This is a genomic window from Rhodoflexus sp., assembly GCF_053489755.1.
The window spans coordinates 1-19,542 of record NZ_JBRCHD010000064.1 but is presented as its reverse complement, the minus strand read 5'-3'; the positions used below and the strand labels follow the sequence as shown (position 1 = coordinate 19,542).

At 46.7% G+C, this 19,542-nt stretch carries 23 protein-coding genes and 1 tRNA gene; 4 read left to right on the top strand and 20 right to left on the bottom strand.

The genetic code is table 11. From position 1 onward, the window contains the following. From ACWIP2_RS14415 to ACWIP2_RS14400, 4 genes are all read right to left on the bottom strand, one after another. The coding region (locus tag ACWIP2_RS14415; RefSeq protein WP_448520638.1) for an AAA family ATPase at positions 1 to 344 on the bottom strand (344 nt) is incomplete at its 3' end. 36 nt (positions 345 to 380) lie between these two features. Further along, positions 381 to 1,067 (bottom strand): hypothetical protein, encoded by a 687-nt coding sequence (locus ACWIP2_RS14410; RefSeq protein WP_448520637.1) that lies wholly within the window; start codon positions 1,065 to 1,067, stop codon positions 381 to 383. A 2-nt stretch (positions 1,068 to 1,069) separates the two neighbouring features. Continuing rightward, on the bottom strand, positions 1,070 to 1,399 hold the full coding sequence (locus tag ACWIP2_RS14405; protein ID WP_448520636.1) for a PadR family transcriptional regulator: 330 nt from the start codon (positions 1,397 to 1,399) through the stop codon (positions 1,070 to 1,072). 193 nt (positions 1,400 to 1,592) lie between these two features. Further along, a complete protein-coding gene (locus ACWIP2_RS14400; protein ID WP_448520635.1) occupies positions 1,593 to 2,063 on the bottom strand; it encodes a redoxin domain-containing protein in 471 nt (156 codons plus the stop codon). Positions 2,064 to 2,188: 125 nt separating this feature from the next. Here ACWIP2_RS14400 and ACWIP2_RS14395 point away from each other — a divergent pair, with 125 nt between their 5' ends. After that, positions 2,189 to 2,785: a gluconate 2-dehydrogenase subunit 3 family protein gene (locus ACWIP2_RS14395; RefSeq protein ID WP_448520634.1), complete on the top strand. Its 597-nt coding sequence runs from the start codon at positions 2,189 to 2,191 to the stop codon at positions 2,783 to 2,785. A gap of 49 nt (positions 2,786 to 2,834) precedes the next feature. Next, entirely contained in the window at positions 2,835 to 4,550 is a 1,716-nt protein-coding gene (locus tag ACWIP2_RS14390; protein ID WP_448520633.1) for a GMC oxidoreductase, read from the top strand. 80 nt (positions 4,551 to 4,630) lie between these two features. Here ACWIP2_RS14390 and rplL read toward each other — a convergent pair whose 3' ends face one another. The 15 genes from rplL to ACWIP2_RS14315 all read right to left on the bottom strand — a co-directional run bounded on the left by rplL (position 4,631) and on the right by ACWIP2_RS14315 (position 17,105). After that, positions 4,631 to 5,011: a 50S ribosomal protein L7/L12 gene (gene rplL / locus ACWIP2_RS14385; protein ID WP_448520632.1), complete on the bottom strand. Its 381-nt coding sequence runs from the start codon at positions 5,009 to 5,011 to the stop codon at positions 4,631 to 4,633. 72 nt (positions 5,012 to 5,083) lie between these two features. After that, positions 5,084 to 5,629 (bottom strand): 50S ribosomal protein L10, encoded by a 546-nt coding sequence (gene rplJ / locus ACWIP2_RS14380; protein ID WP_448520631.1) that lies wholly within the window; start codon positions 5,627 to 5,629, stop codon positions 5,084 to 5,086. A gap of 12 nt (positions 5,630 to 5,641) precedes the next feature. Then, complete coding sequence (rplA, locus tag ACWIP2_RS14375; RefSeq protein ID WP_448520630.1) at positions 5,642 to 6,340, bottom strand: 50S ribosomal protein L1; 699 nt, start codon at positions 6,338 to 6,340, stop codon at positions 5,642 to 5,644. A gap of 40 nt (positions 6,341 to 6,380) precedes the next feature. Then, the gene (rplK, locus tag ACWIP2_RS14370; protein ID WP_448520629.1) at positions 6,381 to 6,821 is read right to left on the bottom strand and encodes a 50S ribosomal protein L11; all 441 of its coding nucleotides are present in this window, start codon (positions 6,819 to 6,821) and stop codon (positions 6,381 to 6,383) included. A gap of 2 nt (positions 6,822 to 6,823) precedes the next feature. Next, the gene (gene nusG, locus ACWIP2_RS14365; RefSeq protein WP_448520628.1) at positions 6,824 to 7,402 is read right to left on the bottom strand and encodes a transcription termination/antitermination protein NusG; all 579 of its coding nucleotides are present in this window, start codon (positions 7,400 to 7,402) and stop codon (positions 6,824 to 6,826) included. Positions 7,403 to 7,498: 96 nt separating this feature from the next. Then, a complete protein-coding gene (gene secE, locus ACWIP2_RS14360) occupies positions 7,499 to 7,696 on the bottom strand; it encodes a preprotein translocase subunit SecE (protein ID WP_448520627.1) in 198 nt (65 codons plus the stop codon). A gap of 31 nt (positions 7,697 to 7,727) precedes the next feature. Next, positions 7,728 to 7,800: transfer RNA gene (locus ACWIP2_RS14355), tRNA-Trp, on the bottom strand. A gap of 76 nt (positions 7,801 to 7,876) precedes the next feature. Then, entirely contained in the window at positions 7,877 to 8,422 is a 546-nt protein-coding gene (locus ACWIP2_RS14350) for a hypothetical protein (RefSeq protein WP_448520626.1), read from the bottom strand. Between the two features lie 37 nt (positions 8,423 to 8,459). Next, a complete protein-coding gene (locus tag ACWIP2_RS14345; protein ID WP_448520625.1) occupies positions 8,460 to 10,253 on the bottom strand; it encodes an ABC transporter ATP-binding protein in 1,794 nt (597 codons plus the stop codon). Positions 10,254 to 10,572: 319 nt separating this feature from the next. Beyond that, complete coding sequence (locus ACWIP2_RS14340) at positions 10,573 to 11,847, bottom strand: citrate synthase (RefSeq protein ID WP_448520624.1); 1,275 nt, start codon at positions 11,845 to 11,847, stop codon at positions 10,573 to 10,575. Between the two features lie 85 nt (positions 11,848 to 11,932). After that, positions 11,933 to 12,367 (bottom strand): hypothetical protein, encoded by a 435-nt coding sequence (locus ACWIP2_RS14335; protein ID WP_448520623.1) that lies wholly within the window; start codon positions 12,365 to 12,367, stop codon positions 11,933 to 11,935. 6 nt (positions 12,368 to 12,373) lie between these two features. After that, positions 12,374 to 13,606: an ornithine--oxo-acid transaminase gene (gene rocD / locus ACWIP2_RS14330; protein WP_448520622.1), complete on the bottom strand. Its 1,233-nt coding sequence runs from the start codon at positions 13,604 to 13,606 to the stop codon at positions 12,374 to 12,376. Positions 13,607 to 13,639: 33 nt separating this feature from the next. Next, positions 13,640 to 16,009, bottom strand: coding sequence for an efflux RND transporter permease subunit (locus tag ACWIP2_RS14325; RefSeq protein WP_448520621.1), 2,370 nt, complete (start codon positions 16,007 to 16,009; stop codon positions 13,640 to 13,642). A gap of 31 nt (positions 16,010 to 16,040) precedes the next feature. Further along, positions 16,041 to 16,517 carry a 6,7-dimethyl-8-ribityllumazine synthase gene (gene ribH / locus ACWIP2_RS14320; protein ID WP_448520620.1) on the bottom strand — a complete coding sequence of 159 codons (477 nt, stop codon included), beginning with the start codon at positions 16,515 to 16,517 and terminating at the stop codon, positions 16,041 to 16,043. A gap of 36 nt (positions 16,518 to 16,553) precedes the next feature. After that, positions 16,554 to 17,105, bottom strand: a complete 552-nt coding sequence (locus ACWIP2_RS14315) for a hypothetical protein (RefSeq protein WP_448520619.1) — start codon at positions 17,103 to 17,105, stop codon at positions 16,554 to 16,556. Between the two features lie 78 nt (positions 17,106 to 17,183). On the opposite strand from ACWIP2_RS14315, the gene ACWIP2_RS14310 reads away from it, so the two are divergent. After that, positions 17,184 to 17,810 carry a phosphoribosylanthranilate isomerase gene (locus ACWIP2_RS14310; RefSeq protein WP_448520618.1) on the top strand — a complete coding sequence of 209 codons (627 nt, stop codon included), beginning with the start codon at positions 17,184 to 17,186 and terminating at the stop codon, positions 17,808 to 17,810. A gap of 244 nt (positions 17,811 to 18,054) precedes the next feature. Here ACWIP2_RS14310 and ACWIP2_RS14305 read toward each other — a convergent pair whose 3' ends face one another. Beyond that, positions 18,055 to 18,312 carry a hypothetical protein gene (locus tag ACWIP2_RS14305; RefSeq protein ID WP_448520617.1) on the bottom strand — a complete coding sequence of 86 codons (258 nt, stop codon included), beginning with the start codon at positions 18,310 to 18,312 and terminating at the stop codon, positions 18,055 to 18,057. A 142-nt stretch (positions 18,313 to 18,454) separates the two neighbouring features. On the opposite strand from ACWIP2_RS14305, the gene ACWIP2_RS14300 reads away from it, so the two are divergent. Beyond that, positions 18,455 to 19,542: AAA family ATPase (locus tag ACWIP2_RS14300; protein ID WP_448520616.1), on the top strand; the 1,088-nt coding region annotated here is incomplete at its 3' end.

The window sequence follows — 19,542 nt, the reverse complement described above, 5'->3', positions numbered from 1 at the left end:
TGAAAGGCATCTGCTAGCCGTTGTAATTCCTGCCGCAGGCGCAAGGCTAAGTTGTCTGTCTGATAAGTGAGTTGCGCAAAACTCAAATGAATCACCGGACTTGTGCGCTGCCAGTCAATTTGATCTTCAATCCAAAGTCCTTTGAATAATTCCTGATTGCCCAGAAATATCTCTTTCATTGTGCTGAGCAGCAGCGACTTACCAAAGCGACGCGGACGGGAAAGGAAGTAATAACTGCCCTGTGTGATCAGGCGATGAATGTGCTGCGTTTTATCAATGTACACATAGCCTTCCTCCCGCAACTTGCGGAAATCCTGTATGCCGATGGGATATTTCTGAATCATAAGGGAAAATTAGGCAAAAATCCCCAGATGATTATCTCAGCGCAATTTCAAAGATACTTTCAGGCGATAGTAAGTTGCATAGAGCATTTGAGTGCTTAAAATCATGTTAGCTACTGCAAAAGCTACTAATAAACTTAGAGGTAACGCCGTCCATAGTATATATTGTCCCTCACTATCCACTACTCTTAGTACGTTGACCAGATTTATATGTGTAAACATGCCTGCACCTTGATGGAGCAAAATATAGGTATACCGACTTTCGCCTACTACCAACGCGTAATATATCCCCAGACATAGACATACCATGCTGGGTATTGCTGCGCTAAAAACAAGTAGGTATCCAAGGCGAATCGCCCAATCGTGGTCGTTTATGTACAACCACATGTACAAACTACATACTATCACCGTTAGTATGACATGAGGTAACTTATAAAAATAAGCACGCAGATTCTTACCGTAACTCTTGGCAAACTCTTCGTAATAGCCCTTGATAAAGTCCTTTTCCATACGACGCAGACCTTTGCGCCCTTCAAAAGAGGCATCTATTTCCTGCAAAGCCTGTTGCCAGGTTTGTCCCTTGGCAAGTTTTTCTTCCAATGCACAGGCATAGTGGTCGGTCATTTCGGCAATGAAATCAACCTTTGTCAGGCGTTGCGTTTCGCCCAGATGCTCGCCGCGCAGGTGGTATTCTATTTGGCGTAGTTGTTCGCTTGTCAGTGGCATAATCAGGCTAATTTAGGGTTGAGGATGAGTTGTAAATGTTGCAAGGAAGCCAGCAGTTCGCTGATGCGGCTTGCGGCTTCGGTTTCGCCACTCTGTGTCAGGGAATAGTACTTTCGCACACGCCCCTCCACAATTTCGCTCTCCGTAGTAACCAGACCTTCGGCTTCCAGCTTGTGCAACGCAGGATACAAAGCGCCTTCCGTTACCTGCATTTGTCCGGCGGTCAGTTCTTTCACCTTTTGCGTGATTTCATAACCATACATCCGCCGATTCTCTTCCAGTAGTTTCAGAATAATTATCGCCAGACTTCCTTTAACCAGATGTGTATTCATGCCGCTAATATAGCGAAAAGTTATATACCTACAAATCTTAGGTATTAACTACAAAAAAATATGAGCCACTCCAAATTTTAGAACGCTGATATATGCGGATTACGCGAATTTTCACGGATTTTATTTAATCCAAAAATCGGCGTTTTTCTGTGTTATCTGCCCAAATCAGCGTTCTCAGGAATGGCTCATATGACTATTGCAGGCTTTCCAGCGTTTGCTGGATGGCTACAAAGTTGGGCAGGTCGCCGGCAGATTCGAGCACCTCGGCATAGCGAATAATGCCATCTTTATCTACCACAAAGGCAGAGCGCTTGGCAACACCCTTCATGCCCAGCACAAAATCACCGTAAATAGCGCCGTATGCCGTAGCCGCCTCTTTGTTGAAGTCAGACAGCAAAGGGAAGTTTAGTTTCTCCTGCTCCTTGAACTTAGCTAAAGCAAACACTGAATCTACAGAAATTCCTACTACGTTGGCATTCAGGTTATGATAGCGTGCTATGTCATCGCGCATAGTGCAAAGTTCTGTGGTGCAAACGCTGGTAAATGCTAAGGGGAAAAACAACAACACGGCGTTTTTGCCATTGTGCAAATCTGCCAAACTTACTTGCTGTTTATCGGTATCAAATAATGTAAAGGCAGGAGCCTTATCGCCTATTTTCAGCATAATTCACAATATGTTTGGGTTGAAAATGAGATGCTAATTTCCGCGCAATTTTCGGGCTTTGCAATAGGGTTGGTTTTTTAAATTCGATTTTCTAAATTGAAGCGATATTAAATGTTGTAACACTTATGATGAACCGCAGAGATGCTATCCAAAGAGTTGCCGTCTTAATGGGGGGAGCGCTTACTGTTCCCTCGCTGGCAATGGCGCTGGAAAATTACCAAGCAAGCGGCGCTTCGGCATTCAACGCCGAACAGATGCGACTGGTAGCAGAAATAGCCGACACTATTATTCCCCGCACCAAAACGCCAGGTGCCAAAGATGCCAAAGTGCAGCAATTCATTTCCGATGTGGTCAGCGACTGCTACAGCGAAAGCGACCGTAAAATATTTATGGAAGGGCTAAACGGTTTACAAGAAAACTGCCGCAAGCGCTTCGGCAAAGGCTTTGAAACGCTTACTTCTGCCCAGCGTATAGAAGCGCTCAAAGGTCTGGAAGCGCAAGCACTCGAAAGCCGCAACAGTCAGGGCGCACGACAAGCCAATCTGTGGTTCGATACTGAGAAAATGAATCCGCAATTCTGGTTTATGATCAAGGAACTTACTTTAATTGGCTACTTTACTTCCGAACCGGGCGCTACGCAAGCACTTCGCTACCAACACGTACCCGGCAAATACGAAGGCTGTATCCCCTACAAAAAAGGCGATAAGGCATGGGCTACATAGACCAACACATCTATTATTCAAATTTCACAAGACTTTTCACCGGTAAATTATGTCAATCATAGAATCACCTTATTTAAATATCCGCTCCGAGCAACGGAATACATATGATGCCATCGTTGTTGGTTCGGGCATCAGCGGCGGCTGGGCAGCCAAAGAACTCACTGAAAAAGGGTTAAAAGTCCTCCTACTTGAGCGCGGCTGGAATCTGGAACACGGAAAAGGCTATGAATCAGCCTTCAAATTCCCATGGGAATTCAAATATCGCGGCAGAATCACCGACGAGCAGCGCCGCACGCACCCCTTCCTCAGCCGCGATTATCCTTATGGAGAAGCTAACCACAAGTATTGGTTTAACGATTTGGATGCTCCTTATGATGAAATTAAACGATTTGACTGGTATCGTCCAAATATTGTAGGCGGCCGTTCTATCATGTGGGGTCGCCAAAGCTACCGCCTCAGCCCAATGGACTTTGAAGCCAACGCCAGAGACGGCGTGGGTGTAGATTGGCCGGTGCGCTACGATGAAATAGCCCCTTGGTATGACTACGTAGAACGCTTTGCAGGTATCAGTGGACAAAACGAAGGACTGGAACAACTCCCCGACGGACAGTTCCTGCCCCCGATGCAGATGAACTGCGTAGAAAAAACAGTCGCATCGCGCATCAAACAAAGTTTCAAGGGACGTATAATGACCATTGGCAGAGTTGCCAATCTGACGCAGCCTCACAACGGGCGCGGCTCATGCCAATACCGCAACCTATGCAGCCGTGGCTGCGCTTACGGCGCTTATTTCAGCACACAAGCCGCAACACTGCCTGCTGCTATGAAAACAGGCAACCTCACACTACGCCCACTGTCTGTTGTCTCTGAAGTTATTTACGATGCACAAACAGGCAAAGCCAAAGGCGTGCGCGTAATTGATGCCGAAACCAAAGAGGTAATAGAATATGCTGCAAAAATCATTTTCCTGAATGCCTCAGCGATCTGGACAACTCAACTCCTGCTGAACTCTACTTCGAGCCGTTTTCCCAATGGCTTGGGCAACGACAGCGGTCAGATCGGGCATAACCTGATGGATCACCATTTCCGCATTGGTGCTACGGGTGAAAGCGACGATCATCGCGACGATTACTATATGGGTCGTCGTGCAAATGGTATTTATATCCCTCGCTTCCGTAACATTGGCAACGATAAGCGCGAATACCTGCGTGGCTTTGGCTATCAAGGCGGCGCAAGCCGTGAGAGTTGGCAGCGCGGTATCGCCGAAATGGGCTTCGGCGCCGATTTCAAAGATGCACTCTCCGAACCGGGCAAATGGACAATGGGGCTGACAGGTTTTGGCGAATGTCTGCCTTATTACGAAAACAAAGTAGTACTCAACCGCGAAAAACTCGACAAGTGGGGCCTACCGACTGTTACCATAGACTGCGAGTTCAAAGAGAATGAACAACTCATGCGTAAGGATATGATGAACGATGCCGCCGAAATGCTCGAAGCAGCAGGCCTGAAAAATGTCAAGACCTACGATGCAGGTTCATTCCCCGGCATGGGCATCCACGAAATGGGCACAGCCCGCATGGGACGCGACCCCAAAACCTCTGTATTGAATAAGTTCAACCAAATGTGGGCTGTTCCGAACGTATTCATTACGGATGGCTCATTTATGACTTCTGCGGCTTGTCAAAATCCCTCACTGACCTACATGGCATTTACGGCACGCGCTTGCGACTATGCAGTCAGTGAAATGAAGAAAGGCAATCTATAACCCGCAGATAATTATTTTGCCTACAAAAAAAACCTGTCGTTTGAAGCGACAGGTTTTCTGTTTTCAGCAGTCATCTGAAATTACTTGATCTCGATTTCGGCGCCGGCTTCTTGCAGTTGCTTAGCCAAAGCCTCAGCGTCGGCCTTAGCAATGCCTTCTTTAACAGGCTTAGGAGCAGTATCAACCAGTTCCTTAGCTTCTTTCAAGCCCAGACCGGTCAGGTCTTTTACTAATTTTACAACTGCTAACTTGTTAGCTCCACCTGATTTGAGGATAACGTCAAAAGCTGTTTTTTCAGGTGCAGCTTCAGCAGCAGCAGCAGCGCCACCACCAGCAACCATTACAGGAGCTGCGGCAGCAGGTTTGATACCATAGTCGTTCTCAAGAATTTGAGCCAACTCATTTACTTCTTTAACGGTCAGGTTAACCAGTTGTTCGGCGAATGCTTTCAAATCTGCCATTGTCGTATGATGTTATGTAATTTCTGAAATGAATTAATAAAATAAATTGGATTGATTGTGTAGCCTAAATGACTACTGTCCTTTTTCCTCCAAGGTTTTGAGTACACCGTGTAGGATATTGCCGCCGCTTTGCAGGGCACTGATAACGTTGTTGGCAGGCGATTGCAGCAAACCAATAACGTCGCCGATAAGATCAGCCTTAGACTTCAAGTTGGCGAGAGTATCCAACTGGTTGTCGCCGATGAAGAGATCAAAATCGATGGAAGCACCCTTCAACTGCGGCTTAGGTTTATCTTTGTTATCGGATTTCTTGCGGAACTCTTTCAGTATTTCAGCGGGCAGTTTAGGGTTTTCAGGTGAAAACATAATACCTGAGAAACCTTTCAGAACAGTGTCATCGAATGAACTGAAATCGCCCTTACCAAGACCTATCAACGCTTTCTTAATCAGCGTATTTTTAAATACCCGATACTCGACACCTTTCTGAAAGCAGGCACGACGGAAATCGTTCGTTTGAGCCACAGTCATGTCGGAGGCATCGGTGATATAGAAATTAGGCGTTTTAGAAAGCTTTTCGGTCAGCTCTTCTACAATTGCAAATTTTTCTTCCCTTGTCATGTTATTTCAGGTTTACAGTCCGGGAATGCTTGTCTTATCCACTTTCACACCGGGACTCATCGTGCTGGAAATATGGATGCTTTTTACGTAAGTACCTTTAGCGGTAGAAGGCTTGAGTTTCATGATAGTGTTAAGCACTTCTCTTGCGTTTTCGCGCAGTTGCTCAGGGGAGAACGAAATCTTACCGATGCTGGTGTGAACGATACCGGTTTTATCAACTTTAAAATCGATTTTACCTTGTTTCACTTCGCGTACAGCCTTACCTACTTCCATCGTAACAGTACCGGACTTAGGGTTTGGCATCAGACCACGAGGACCCAACACACGACCCAGTTTACCGATTTTAGCCATAACAGTTGGCATTGTGATGATAACATCTACATCTGTCCAACCGGCTTCAATTTTGGCGATAAAATCGTCCAGACCTACATATTCAGCACCAGCCTCGCGGGCCTCAGCTTCTTTTTCAGGGGTACAAAGTACGAGTACACGCACTTCTTTACCTGTACCATGTGGCAAAGCCACCACACCACGCACCATTTGATCAGCTTTGCGAGGATCTACACCCAAACGAACGTCGATATCCACAGAAGCATCAAACTTCGCATAGTTTATCTCTTTTACCAGAGAAGAAGCCTCTTCAAGCGTATACTCCTTTGCAGGATCGTATTTTGCAAGTGCTTCTTTTTGCTTTTTCGTCAATTTTCCCATTGTTCAGTTCCAATTTCAGTTGGCAGTAAAACACTTACAATTACGCCCAAGGTGCTGTTCCGGTAACGATCAAGCCCATGCTGCGTGCAGTACCGGCAACCATTTTCATAGCTGACTCAACCGTAAAACAGTTAAGATCAGGCATTTTGGTTTCGGCGATGGTTCTAATTTGATCCCATGAAACGGATCCCACTTTGTTGCGATTCGGCTCGGGCGAACCACCTTTCAATTTAGCGGCTTCCATGAGCAAAATTGCAGCGGGAGGTGTTTTGATGACAAACTCAAATGTTTTGTCAGCATATATGGTAATTAATACCGGCAATACCATCCCCATTTTGTCTTGCGTACGGGCGTTGAACTCTTTGCAAAATTGCATAATGTTCACACCTTTGCTGCCCAGCGCAGGACCAATTGGCGGTGAAGGATTTGCCTGACCTCCTTTAACCTGCAATTTTACATAGCCAGTTATCTCTTTTGCCATAATTACAGTTCTTTAGAAACTTGCATGTAATTCAACTCGACGGGAGTGTTTCGTCCGAAGATTTTCACCATTACGTTGAGTTTTTTCTTTTCTTCAAATACCTCTTCCACTGTTCCGGTAAAGCCATTGAATGGCCCATCCATTACTTTGACGGTTTCCCCAATATGGAATGAGATATTGTGTCTAATCTCGCTTTCATCGGTATCGTCTATTTTACCGAGTATGCGATTAATTTCCGATTCGCGCATGGGGCGTGGCTTTGCATTGGGGCCTGCTCCTTCTACATCGAGAAAGTTGATCACACCAGGTACGCTCTTGATGGTATGAATAATTTCACCATTGCTCAAGTTTGCCTGAACAAATACGTAGCCGGGAAAGAAGTTTTTTTCGACAGCAATTTTCTTACTTTTGCCATCTTTCATCTTACGGATCTGGTACACCTTCTCAGAAGGAGTCAGCACCTGACTGATGTATTCCCCGAGGTTATGGATAGAAACCTCTTTCTCAAGATAGGCTTTTACCTTTTTTTCCTGTCCGCTAACTACCCGAAGTAAATACCATTCCAGTTTGCTGTCGCTCATACGAATCGAAAATTTTTCATTTGCTTGTCTATCGCCTTATCCGGGAAGCACGTCTTTGGAGAAGAAAGACTCGGATGAAGGGCTGCATAAACGCGCTTAACCTTGGAAAGATTTATAGAACCAATCCAAGCCTTTGTCGAACAGGAAATCAACCAATCCAATGACCAGCGCAAAGATTAGTGATGCAATCAGTACGAGAATTGAGTTGCTTTGCAACTCGTTGTACTTAGTCCACGTTACATGCTCGGTCATTTCTGTTTTTGATTCCCGCAAGAAGTCAATGACTTTTTTCATTGGTCAGTCTGTCTATTTTATTGAGACATTGCACGGGTGGCAGGGATCGAACCCGCAACCTACGGTTTTGGAGACCGCCACTCTACCAGTTGAGCTACACCCGTTTTTGGTTTTTGGACTGCAAAGGTAGCAGCTTTGTTTTGATATACAAATAGTTGTAAGACTTTTTAGCGCAAAAAATCATCGCTGTAATACAGCCTCGATCCATTCGGGATGTACGAGGTAGATATAAATGGCTGCTGCAATGAGTAGTACCAGCGTAACTCCCCATGCAAAACCCCACCACCAACTGCTCCTTGATTTGCGGCGAACTGTTTGTCGCAAATCGGTCAATTGCTGTTCGTAGGCGGTTCTTTCTCCTTGCGAAACAACAGGTGCCTGCCCGGTAGCACTGATTTGTTCTTGCAACTGCCTGATCTGTGCGTCAAGCATTTCTATATATTGCCGCTTTTCTGTAATTGCTCGGTCTTGCTCTTCGATGGATTCGTACAACTGCCGCAATACTGCGGGTAACTCTTCCGACATCCGGTGCAAACGGGCTGCCGCTTCTGCAACGGGTACGTATGTTGGCAGAGGCGCAGGCGGGGCCACAACGCGGCGCGGGGCGAATATGCTGCGAATCAGCAGGTAAATCATTAATAGGATCAAGAAAACAGACAGTGCCATAAAGATGGCAACCTCGCGGTTTTCCTGCGCTAAACGGATGAGTTGATTGAGCGTTCCCATAGTATATCGGAAAAAATTGGCGGAAAATACAAAAAATTCATTCCGCTACTTCCTCCTCAGCCTTCATTTGTTTGTCGAACATCTCTTTGTAGAGTCCGCCCTGTAACATAAGCATATCGTGTGTGCCGCTCTGTACTATTCTTCCGCTGTCCAGCACAATGATATGATCGGCGAGTTTGGCAGAAGAGACGCGATGTGAGATAATAATCGTTGTCCTCCCGGCCATGATACGCTGCAAGTTGTTCAAAATTGCATTTTCGGTTTTGGTATCTACTGCCGAAAGAGCATCGTCCAGAATTAGGATACGGGGGTTGCGCACAATAGCACGAGCAATGGAAACACGCTGCTTCTGTCCGCCTGAAAGTGTGATTCCGCGTTCGCCGATTTCAGTGGCAAATCCCATCGGAAAGTCCTTGATATTCTGGTACACATCGGCATCTTTAGCGGCTTGTATCAGGTCGGCTTCGTCTATGTCGTCTATACCAAAGCCTATGTTATTGGAAATAGTGTCGGAGAAAAGGAAAACGTCTTGCGGTACATAGCCGATCTGGCGGCGATAGTGTGCAATGTCGTATGCCTGTAGAGGCTCCCCATCAATGATGATTTCCCCCTCTGTCGGATCGTAAAGGCGGCAAATCAGGTTGGCGATGGTGCTTTTGCCGGAACCTGTAGCCCCGAGAATAGCCAGCGACTCGCCGGGTTTAATATCGAAACTGATCCGGCGCAATGCTTCAATGCCCGAGTCGGGATAGCGCAGGCTTACGTTGCGGAAGGAAATGCTACCTGCAATATCTTTTTTCAGATTTCGGGTAGAGACAATATCTGTTTGGGTATTCAAAAACTCATTGATGCGCTTCTGAGAAGCGGCAGCGCGTTGGACGATGCTAGTGATCCATCCCAGCGAGGTTACAGGCCAAGTAAGCAGGTTGATATAAATCACAAACTCTGCTATGTTGCCTGTCGTGATGGTGCCGCTCATTACTTCGATGCCTCCCACGTAGATTGTCAGGATAGTGCTCAGGCCGATCAGCAGCATAATCAGCGGATAAAACAGCGCATTGACCATTGCCAAACGCAGCGACCGGCTCCGGTATTCGTTGCTTTTGTCCAAAAATTGTTGAGACATATCCTCTTCCCGAACAAATGATTTGATCACGCGAATTCCTGAAAAAGCCTCTTGCACAAAAGTGCTCATATCGGCAAGTCCGCGCTGGATAGATTCGGAGTGGCGATTGATCAGGTTGTTTACGTAATAGATGCTTACTGAAAGAATTGGCAGCGGCAGCAGCGACCAAAAAGTCAGATTTGCGTTGATAGTCAGCATGTAGCCAATAATAAGCACAAAGGTAATCATCATATTCAGCCCGTACATGATGGCAGGGCCAATATACATGCGCACATGTCCGACATCTTCGGAAATGCGCGCCATCAGATCGCCCGTATTGTTGCGGCGATAGAAACTCAGCGGAAGTGTTTGGTAATGTTCGTAGATGTCGTTCTTAAGATCGTACTCCACCAGCCGCGACATAACGATGATTGTCTGGCGAGTCAGGTACAGAAACAAGCCCCGCAGGAGCGCCATGCTGACAATCACAACGCCGTACAAAAGCACTGCCGCTGCAAAAGCCTCGTACAGATACTCTCGTGCCGACTCAGACTGTTTGAGCGAAAGATAGACGTTGATATTGTCGCTTACCAGATCGAAGGCGTAGCGCACTACCTGCGCCGGAATGATGGCGAAGATGTTGGAAACAACAACAAATACTGCTCCCCATATTAAGTAAGAGCGGTATTTATATAGGTAGCGATTCAGGTAGGCAAGTTCTTTCACACTGCAAAGTTAGGGAAATTACCTTGTTTAAGCTCATTTGATAAAAGAACTGCCGGCAAGTAGGCGGCTGGTTGGGTGGGTAAATGTGTCCAATGGATGCGTCGGCGCATCGCTTGCGCCACAAATTCAACTTGCAAAGAAGGTCGCATTTTTATACCACTATTTGAGCGGCTTTTGGGGATTGACCTAATTGACTATACTGATTTTCAAGCATTTATATAGCCAAAAACACAAAAAACCGCTTTTGATAGAGCGCAATGAAAAGCGAACGGGGTATCATGCCCGTCCGCTTTTCATTCATGGAAGAAAAAACCAACCATTATCGCTCATTGACAGGTACATAATTGCGCTCGGTAGCGCCTATGTAGATCTGACGCGGGCGACCGATAGGCTCTTTATTCGCTGTCATTTCTTTCCATTGTGCAATCCAGCCCGGCAGACGACCCAATGCAAACATTACCGTAAACATTTCGGTAGGAATACCAATGGCGCGATAAATAATCCCTGAGTAGAAATCTACGTTTGGATAAAGTTTGCGGCTTACGAAGTAATCGTCTTTGAGTGCATACTCTTCCAATTCTTTGGCAATTTCCAGTGCCGGATCTTTGATGCCCAACTTATCTAATACTTTGTCGCAGGCAGTTTTGATGATGCGTGCGCGAGGGTCAAAGTTTTTGTACACGCGGTGTCCGAAGCCCATCAGACGGAAACCGCTGTTTTTATCCTTCGCCATATCTACGTATTTCTTCACATTGCCACCATCGGCTTTGATGCGTTCCAGCATTTCAATTACCTCTTGGTTAGCACCACCGTGCAGCGGCCCCCAAAGTGCATTGATACCGGCAGCAATAGAAGCAAACAGCCCTACTTTCGAAGAACCTACCATGCGCACCGTAGATGCCGAACAATTTTGCTCATGGTCGGCGTGCAGAATAAGCAGCTTATTCAATGCATCTACTACTATAGGATCGGCAGTGTAGGTTTCCGTAGGATACGCAAACATCATGTGTAGGAAGTTAGAGCAGTAGTCCAGCGCATTATTGGGATAGTTGAGCGGATGCCCCATTTCGTTTTTATAGCTCCATGCCGCCAGCGTAGGCATTTTCGCCAGCAGGCGAATAATGTTCAGATTGGTTCCTTCTGGCGTGCGGCTTTCAGGATAGAAAGTGCTTAGCGCACAGGTAAGCGATGCCAATACCGCCATTGGGTGCGCAGATGCGGGAAAACCATCATATATTTTACGGATGTCTTCGTGCACGAGTGTGTGCATGGTGATGTCGCGCTCAAATGAAGCAAGCTCTGCCTGCTTAGGCAATTCGCCATTGATCAGCAAGTAAGCAACTTCGAGGAAAGAGGCATGTTCGGCTAATTGTTCGATCGGATAGCCGCGGTAGCGCAGAATGCCCTCTTCGCCATTTAAAAAAGTTACGGCGCTTTTAGTTGCGCCTGTGTTTTTGTATCCAATATCAAGCGTGATTAAACCCGATTCGTCACGCAACTTGCTGATGTCTAATGCAAGTTCTTTTTCGGTGCCTTCTACTACGGGCAGTTGATACACCTTACCCTCATAGTGAAGTTCAGCAAACTTTGACATTATGCGTTGATGGTTATGTGGAACGTTCTACTAATCAATAAAAATCGTTGGTAGCGAATTTATGCGATTTCTCTTAAAACCTTGCCTATTTGCGTTTGTTTGTCGCATTTTTTTGTAACCATGTAAGCAAATCCACATAATTGCTATGCTCCAAATTGGCTATATTTATTTTATGATTGCCAAAGTTGAGCTGTAACTGTTTGTACGTACCATTCTTGCCGGCACTGATCTCCTGCCAGCTTTTGAGCGCTGGCCAGAACAGTTTCATGCTTCTCCGCTTGGGAAATCGGTATTCTACCTCAATGCCGGAACGGTCTGCACGCAGAATAAAATACTTGCGCAAAGCCACTACTGCTATCAGAATGGATAAAAAAAGCGTTAGCCAGATACCGCCTAACTGCAACCAAAAATTTGCGTGTAAGTCAAATGTTAAAATTAAATAAAGCCAAATGCCCAACCCGACCGCTGCAAGGGCGAAAAGGGTATTGATAAGCGCAGATTTGGGCTTACAAACGATCATGGCAGCCTATTTCATATGTTTGACCGATGCCTCAATAATATCGCAGCACTGATGCAGTTCGTCTTCGGTGATGACTAATGGCGGCGCAAAGCGGATGATATTGCCGTGCGTAGGTTTGGCAAGCAGCCCGCGTTCTTTCATTTCTAAACAAAGATTCCATGCCGTTTCGCTGTCGGGTGAGTCGTTGATGACAATGGCATTGAGCAAGCCCTTACCACGCACCAGCGTTACTTTGTCAGTGTGCTGAATCATCGCGTTCATGCGCTCGCGGAACAAGTTGCCCATGCGCTCGGCGTTGGCTGCCAGATTCTCGTCTTTGACTACCTGCAAAGCAACTGTAGCAACGGCGCAAGCCAACGGATTGCCGCCGTAGGTAGAGCCATGCTCGCCCGGACGGATGCAATCCATGATTTCGCTGCGCGTCAGCACGGCAGAAACGGGATATACGCCGCCCGAAAGCGCCTTGCCCAAAATCAAAATATCGGGCTTGACGTTTTCATGGTCGCAGGCAAGCAATTTGCCCGTGCGGGCGATGCCTGTCTGCACCTCGTCGGCGATAAACAGGACGTTTTTCTCGCGGCACAGTTGGCTGACTTGCTGCAAGTAGCCATCGTCCGGCACAATTACGCCCGCTTCGCCCTGAATCGGTTCCAGCATTAGGCCTGCCACATTTGGGTCTTGCAGCGCCGCAGCAAGCGCGGGAATATTGTTGTACGGAATAATTTCAAAACCGGGCATGTACGGACCGAAGTTCGTGTAGCTTTTCGGGTCGGTGGAGCTGGAAATAGCCGCCATGGTGCGCCCCCAGAAGTTGCGCTGTGCAAAAATAATTTTTGCCTGATTGGCGGGAATGCCTTTCACCTCATAGCCCCACTTGCGGCAAATTTTGATAGCCGTTTCGCCACCTTCTACGCCTGTATTCATGGGCAATACGCGCTCATAGCCGAAAAATTCGGTAATGAACTGCTCATAGGGTCCGAGTTTATCGTTATAGAACGCCCGTGAGGTGAGCGTCAGCGTTTGCGCCTGTTCTATCAGCGCTTGAATGATGCGCGGATGGCAATGCCCTTGATTAACAGCGCTGTAAGCCGAAAGAAAGTCAAAGTAACGACGTCCTTCAACATCCCACAAATAAACGCGCTCGCCGCGTGCAAGCACTACGGGAAGGGGGTAATAGTTGTGCGCGCCATAACGGTCTTCTAACGCAATAAGCTCTGAACTAGAAAGTGTGGCAAGCATACAAATGAGTTTGTTTTTGTCAAAGTTACGGAATTAACCTTTGTCATCTATGTAAGAACCGATTTCTTCGGCAATCTCATTGGGTTCTGCCTGATCTTCTTTGCCTTTGCTGAACGTATTGAGCAGGCAGGGCAGCAACACCAGATTAGTGATCATCGCCACAATCAGGGTAGAGGAAGTCAGCGCTCCCAGCGCCTGCGTAGCCCCGAAATCCGACCACGTAAAAATGATAAATCCACCAAAAAGGACAATAGACGTGTACATCATGCTAATCCCCGTTTCGTGAATGGCGATGCGTACACTTTCGGCTACGTTAAAGCCTGTCAGTTTGAGCGCCTGCCTGTAGCGTGCTAGGTAATGTACCGCATCATCTACAGCAATACCAAAAGCGATGCTGAAAATCAGCGCGGTACTCGGTTTGAGAGGGATACCCAAAAAACCCATCATACCCGCAGTCATCAAAATAGGCAGCAAGTTACTTGCAATCGTAAGCGCCATGATGCGTGCATTTTTGAACAGCAGCCCGATAATTGCCCCAATCAGCCCAATAGCGATAAAAAGACTCTGGCGCATGTTAGCAATCAGGTAATCATTGCCTTTTAGGAAGAGGAGAGTTGTTCCGGTAACGTGCGCGGTCATATCTGTACCTGCCAGTGCGCTGTCTATCTGTGGCAAGATAGCGGCTTTCATCAGCGAATCGGTGCGCAGCGAGCCAATATCGGCAACTTTGAGTGAAATGCGCAGCCGCTGCCCGCTGCTGTCGGTAAAACTATTGGCAAGTTCGGCTGCCTGTCCTTTTTGTCCGCGTGTATAGCGTTCAATCGTAAGCAGTTCGCCCGATTGTGTAGGCAGCGCGTAGGTTTCTTCTATTTTCACCGTACCCAAAGCCTGATTGGCAGCTTTTACAAAAGTTACTACCGAAAGCGGCGGTGAGACGTAGGGCAGGCTGCGCAGCGAATCTTCCAGCAGACGGATTTTGCGCAGGCGTTTCAGATCGCGCGTAGCTTTGGGTTTGCCCGTATCTACGATGATTTCCAGCGGCATGATACCGATAAAATTTTCCTCAAAAAATGCCAAATCTCTTACTACAACGCTTTCTTCGGGCAAATCGTCCACCATGTAGGAAACCGCACGAATGCGCAATACGCCGATTATTGAAACTACTACCAACACCAGACAAACAACATATACCTTGGTGCGATGATGATCGGTGATGTGAACAAATAAGTTCAAAATACGCTGCATGTTGCGGCGTTCCAGATGGCGCGTATTGCGCAGCGAAGGTGGCGGCAAATAGGAAAATACTGCCGGAATAAATATCAGACTGATGCAAAAAGTATTGGCAATATTAATGGCAGCCACTGTCCCAAATTCGCGCAGGATGGAAATGTCCACCGTCAGCAGTACCAGAAAACCAATGGCTGTGGTCGTATTGGTAATCAGTGCGACTACGCCTATTTTCTTGACTACGTTCTTCAGCGCCAGTTGCTGATTGTGCGAATGGATGTATTCCTGATGGTATTTGGTAAGCAGATAAACGCAGTTGGGGATGCCGATAACGACCAGAATCGGCGGGAGCAGTCCTGTGAGCATAGTGATTTTGTAGCCCAGCATGCCCAGTGTTCCCATTGTCCAAACAACTACTATTCCAATCAGGATGACGGAAAAAAGTACCGGCGCAACCGAACGGAAAAACAGGTACATGACTACCACTGTTACCACCAGCGAAAGGAGGAGAAAAATATTCAACTCGTGCTTGACGCTTTTGGCAACAACGGTTCGGATATACGGGATGCCACTGTAGTGCATCTGGATGCCTGTTTTGGCAGAAAATTCATCGGCAAGGCGGATCATCTCAAACACCAACTGTTCGCGCTCCGAAGTGCCGAGAATTTCGCGTTTCAACGCCGCTACTATCATTGTTGCGCCGTTGTTGTAGTTCCAGATTTGCCCTTCGTAGAACTTAATCATTTTAGCCTGCTTCAGCATACTGTCCAGTTCCTGCTGATTGCGGGGCAGGGGACTGAACACAGGCTGTACCTCAAAGCGTTTTTCTACTTCGTTTTTGCGAATATCCTGCAAAGTGGGCAGCGAAAGCACCTGATTGATGCCTTTCAAACCTTGAATTTTGGTAGCCAGTTCTTGAAAGCGGCGAAAATTATCGTAGCGATAGAGCGCACTGTCTTTCAAACCAATGACAAAGAGGTTGCCGTCTTCGCCAAAGGTTTGCAAGAAGTCTTTGAAAAATAGCATTTCGGGGTCATCCTGCGGCACTACTTTAACAAAGTCGTAAGACATTTCCACTTTGCGCGCCTGATAGCCCATAAAGGCTGTGATTGACAGCAGCAGCGCGATAAAAACAAAACGGTATTTCAGGACAATGTCCGCTACTTTTTCCCACATGCGACAGGATTCCTCCTTTATGGATTGATGGTTAGAAATTCAGCATTTTGATGGCTGTAGCAGCGGCTTCGTCGCCTTTGTTGCCATGTTTGCCGCCCGCGCGGTCAAGCGCCTGCTCCATATTGTGTGTGGTAATAACCCCAAAAATAACAGGCTTGTTGTATTTCAACCCTACCTCAGTTATGCCATTGGCTACCGCCTGACAAATGAAATCAAAGTGCGGAGTTTCGCCCTGAATGACGCAGCCCAGACAAATCACCGCGTCAATATCTTTCCATTGCGCCATGTACTGCGCGCCGAGTGTCAGCTCAAAGCTGCCGGGCACATCTTTGCGGATAATGTTTTCCTCAGGTACGCCGGCATCGAGCAGCGTGCTGTATGCGCCATTGTAGAGGCGTTCGGTTACATCGCTGTTCCATTCGGCAACCACAATCGCGAACTTGCGGTCTGCAACGACGCTCAGGTTTTTGTTGGAAAAGGTGCTGAGATTTTTCAGAGTAGAAGCCATAATGCAGAATCAGATTATTTTGGAAGTGATGAAAGTTTATCGGATAGTAGCTGCCAGCAAATACCGCGTCGTATCGGAAAAGACTGTTTTCTGAAAGCCTGCGATGCGGTAAGCAGCGAGTTCGCCCTTGCTGAAATTGAGGTATAAGTGTTTTTCAGTGTGGTACAAAAGATTGGACTGCACCAGATGCGCCTCTATGGCAGCGGGCTGCTTAGCTGTTCCCTTTACGATGAGCAGGCGCACGGGTTGAGATGCCTTTTTGGCGGTGTAGCGGATGCTTCCCGTCGTTTCGCTCACCTCATACTCGCCTATCCATGCGGGTTTGTTAATGTCTGCTTCTTTGAAAAGGCGCAATTCATCTGCCCAATCGGTTGGCTGCGGTGCGAGCGTATCGGGTGATTCAGTGCCTGCCTGCACTACTTTGAGGCTTTGGGCGCGACGCGCATTAAGCACAGCCGCCTGTTGATCAACTGCCGCAGCGATTGAAAAATATGCTGTCTGCTTGCTTTCCTGCGAAGGCTGCGCCGACGGCATACACCTAGCAAACAGCCCCAACAGGCACAGTGAAATTGCAATTAATCGCTTCAAGGCAATGATTTTTTTGCAAAATTACAGAATCCAACGCTTGGAAAGGGCAACTTTGCGGAAAATTAACTTCATAGCAGTATGGGCTTGCAACTTCCTGTTAAGATCAGCGGTGTAAATAACCTTAGCGATGCGCGTTATTGCGCAGGTATGGGCGTACAATGGGTGGGCTTCTGTCTGGACGAAGCGGCGGCGGCGTACCTCCCACCCGCCAAAGTAACCGAAATAGCAGGCTGGCTCGCCGGTGTAGAATTTATCGGCGAATTGGGCAATCAGGATTTGCCGACTGACATCACCGACTATCCGCTGCACTACCTGCAAACCGACGCGCCCGAAAAGTTGGAACAACTGACAAGTTATGGGTTGCCGCTCATCCTGCGCATAGTTGCCAATAGCCTTGCAGACTTACAACATGCCACACAGCTAATGACTGAAAATCAGGCTATTGCAGATTTTTTCCTATTGGAAGGGGAACTCAACCCCACCCTGCCCGAAGTAGCGGCGCAATTGAAGGGTATTTGTGAAAAGTTCCGCGTCGTGCTTGGGCTGCCTTTTGAAGCTGATAGCATCGCCGAACAACTTGCTGCTATCAAGCCCTACGGCATCGCGCTGGAAGGCGGTTTTGAAATCAAGCCCGGACTGAAAGACTTTGACGAAATCGCCGAAATTCTGGAAGCGCTGGAAGTAGAAGATGATATTTCGTATTGATTTTGTGTAGGGATGATCGAGGCTGTCCAAAAAAGACGAATGTAGTACAAATTTAAGTCTATAACTATTTGATTGTCAATTGATTAATAAATCACAGACTAAAGTCCGTGTTACTTTTTGGACAGCCTCAATGTATAGCGTTTGATATTCGGAAAGTAGTGGAAATCTCGTGTGTTATAAGTGTAGAGAGGTATTTCATACACAATAGCTTAGAGAGGCAATTGTAGGTTCATCCCCGTTACCGTTAAAGGCGTGAATGAATATGTTTGTATCGCATAATACCATGCCAATTTTTTCTCCATGCTTTTTGACGAATTTCTTCTATTGTTCTTGGGTAGTCGTGCAAAATCCCAAATAATTCCTCAGAGGCAACACGCTTATCGCCTTTTACAACAGGCATTCGGTTGTCCTCAACACTAATCCTGTTGATGCCAAGCTCCTGAAATAACTTGGTAAGCAGTGTGATTTCGCCGGGAGTATTGGCTTCTATTGTAATACGCATATGCCGCATATTTCAAGTACCAAGCTCATTCAAGGAAAAAAATCAGAACGTTGCACTACAATTATCTTGCAGCATGAACAAAGCGTATGCTGTTGACAAAAACATTATCTTTACCTCGTCAGAAAAGTGAATAACTGAATCCATGCGCCGCTATTTCAACACCTCAGGACCTAATATCCCCAGCCAGCACTATACCATCCGACGCAAAAACCTCATCGCGCAAGGAAAGGACTTTGTCTATCGCGAACGCTACTTTACCATCTGGGCTCCGCGACAAACGGGCAAAACCACCTATTTCAGGCAATTAGCTGAGGAACTGCAAACCGAAGGCTATCAGGTGGCGCATATCAATTTTGAGAATTTTAAGACCGCATCAGAGCCACTTTTTCTCCAAGTACTCAAAGAATATTTAGGCAAGTTATGCGAAAGCAATTTTGATAATATTACAGAGATTCCCGAATTATTTTCAGTTATTACCAAAATCAACGACCGAAAATTGGTGCTGATTATTGACGAAGTGGAAGGTATTAATGAGAAATATTTTGGCACTTTCCTGCATTCTATCCGTAATGCGTACCACTCCCGCGAAACGCACGCTCTCAAAAGCGTGATTTTGGTCGGGGTAGCTAATATTACGGGTGTTATTGGGGACAATGCCAGTCCCTTCAACATCGCCGACAACCTCAATGTCCCCTATTTTACCGATGCGGAAGTCTACGAACTGCTGGGGCAACACGAAACCGAAACCGGACAACTTTTTGAACAGTCAGTCAAAGATAAAATCATCCAAATTGCCGCCAACCAGCCGGGATTGGTCAATGGATTTGCTCAAAAACTTATTACTGATTATCCTGACAAAAATATTATTGAGTATGCGGACTATCTCAAAGTAGAAGACTGGTATCTGACCGTAGCCATTGACAAAAACTTTGAAAACATCCGCAACAAAGCGCAGGAAGTGCGCCCGTTCGTAGAGCGGCTGCTGTTTACCGAAGAAAAAATCCCCTTTGACATAGACCGACCTGCCATTAAACTGTTGCACATCAACGGCGTGGTTAAAAAAGGCGAAGATGGTAATGTTACTTTTTGGGTGCCTTTTTACAAAAAGCGTTTGTACAAGGCCTTTTATCCCTATGCCAACGGCGAAAAGCAGGATATTATTCGCTCGTTTGCGGTCAAAAAATACTTTGATGCGCAAATGAACCTGCTTTTTAAACCGCTCATACAAGA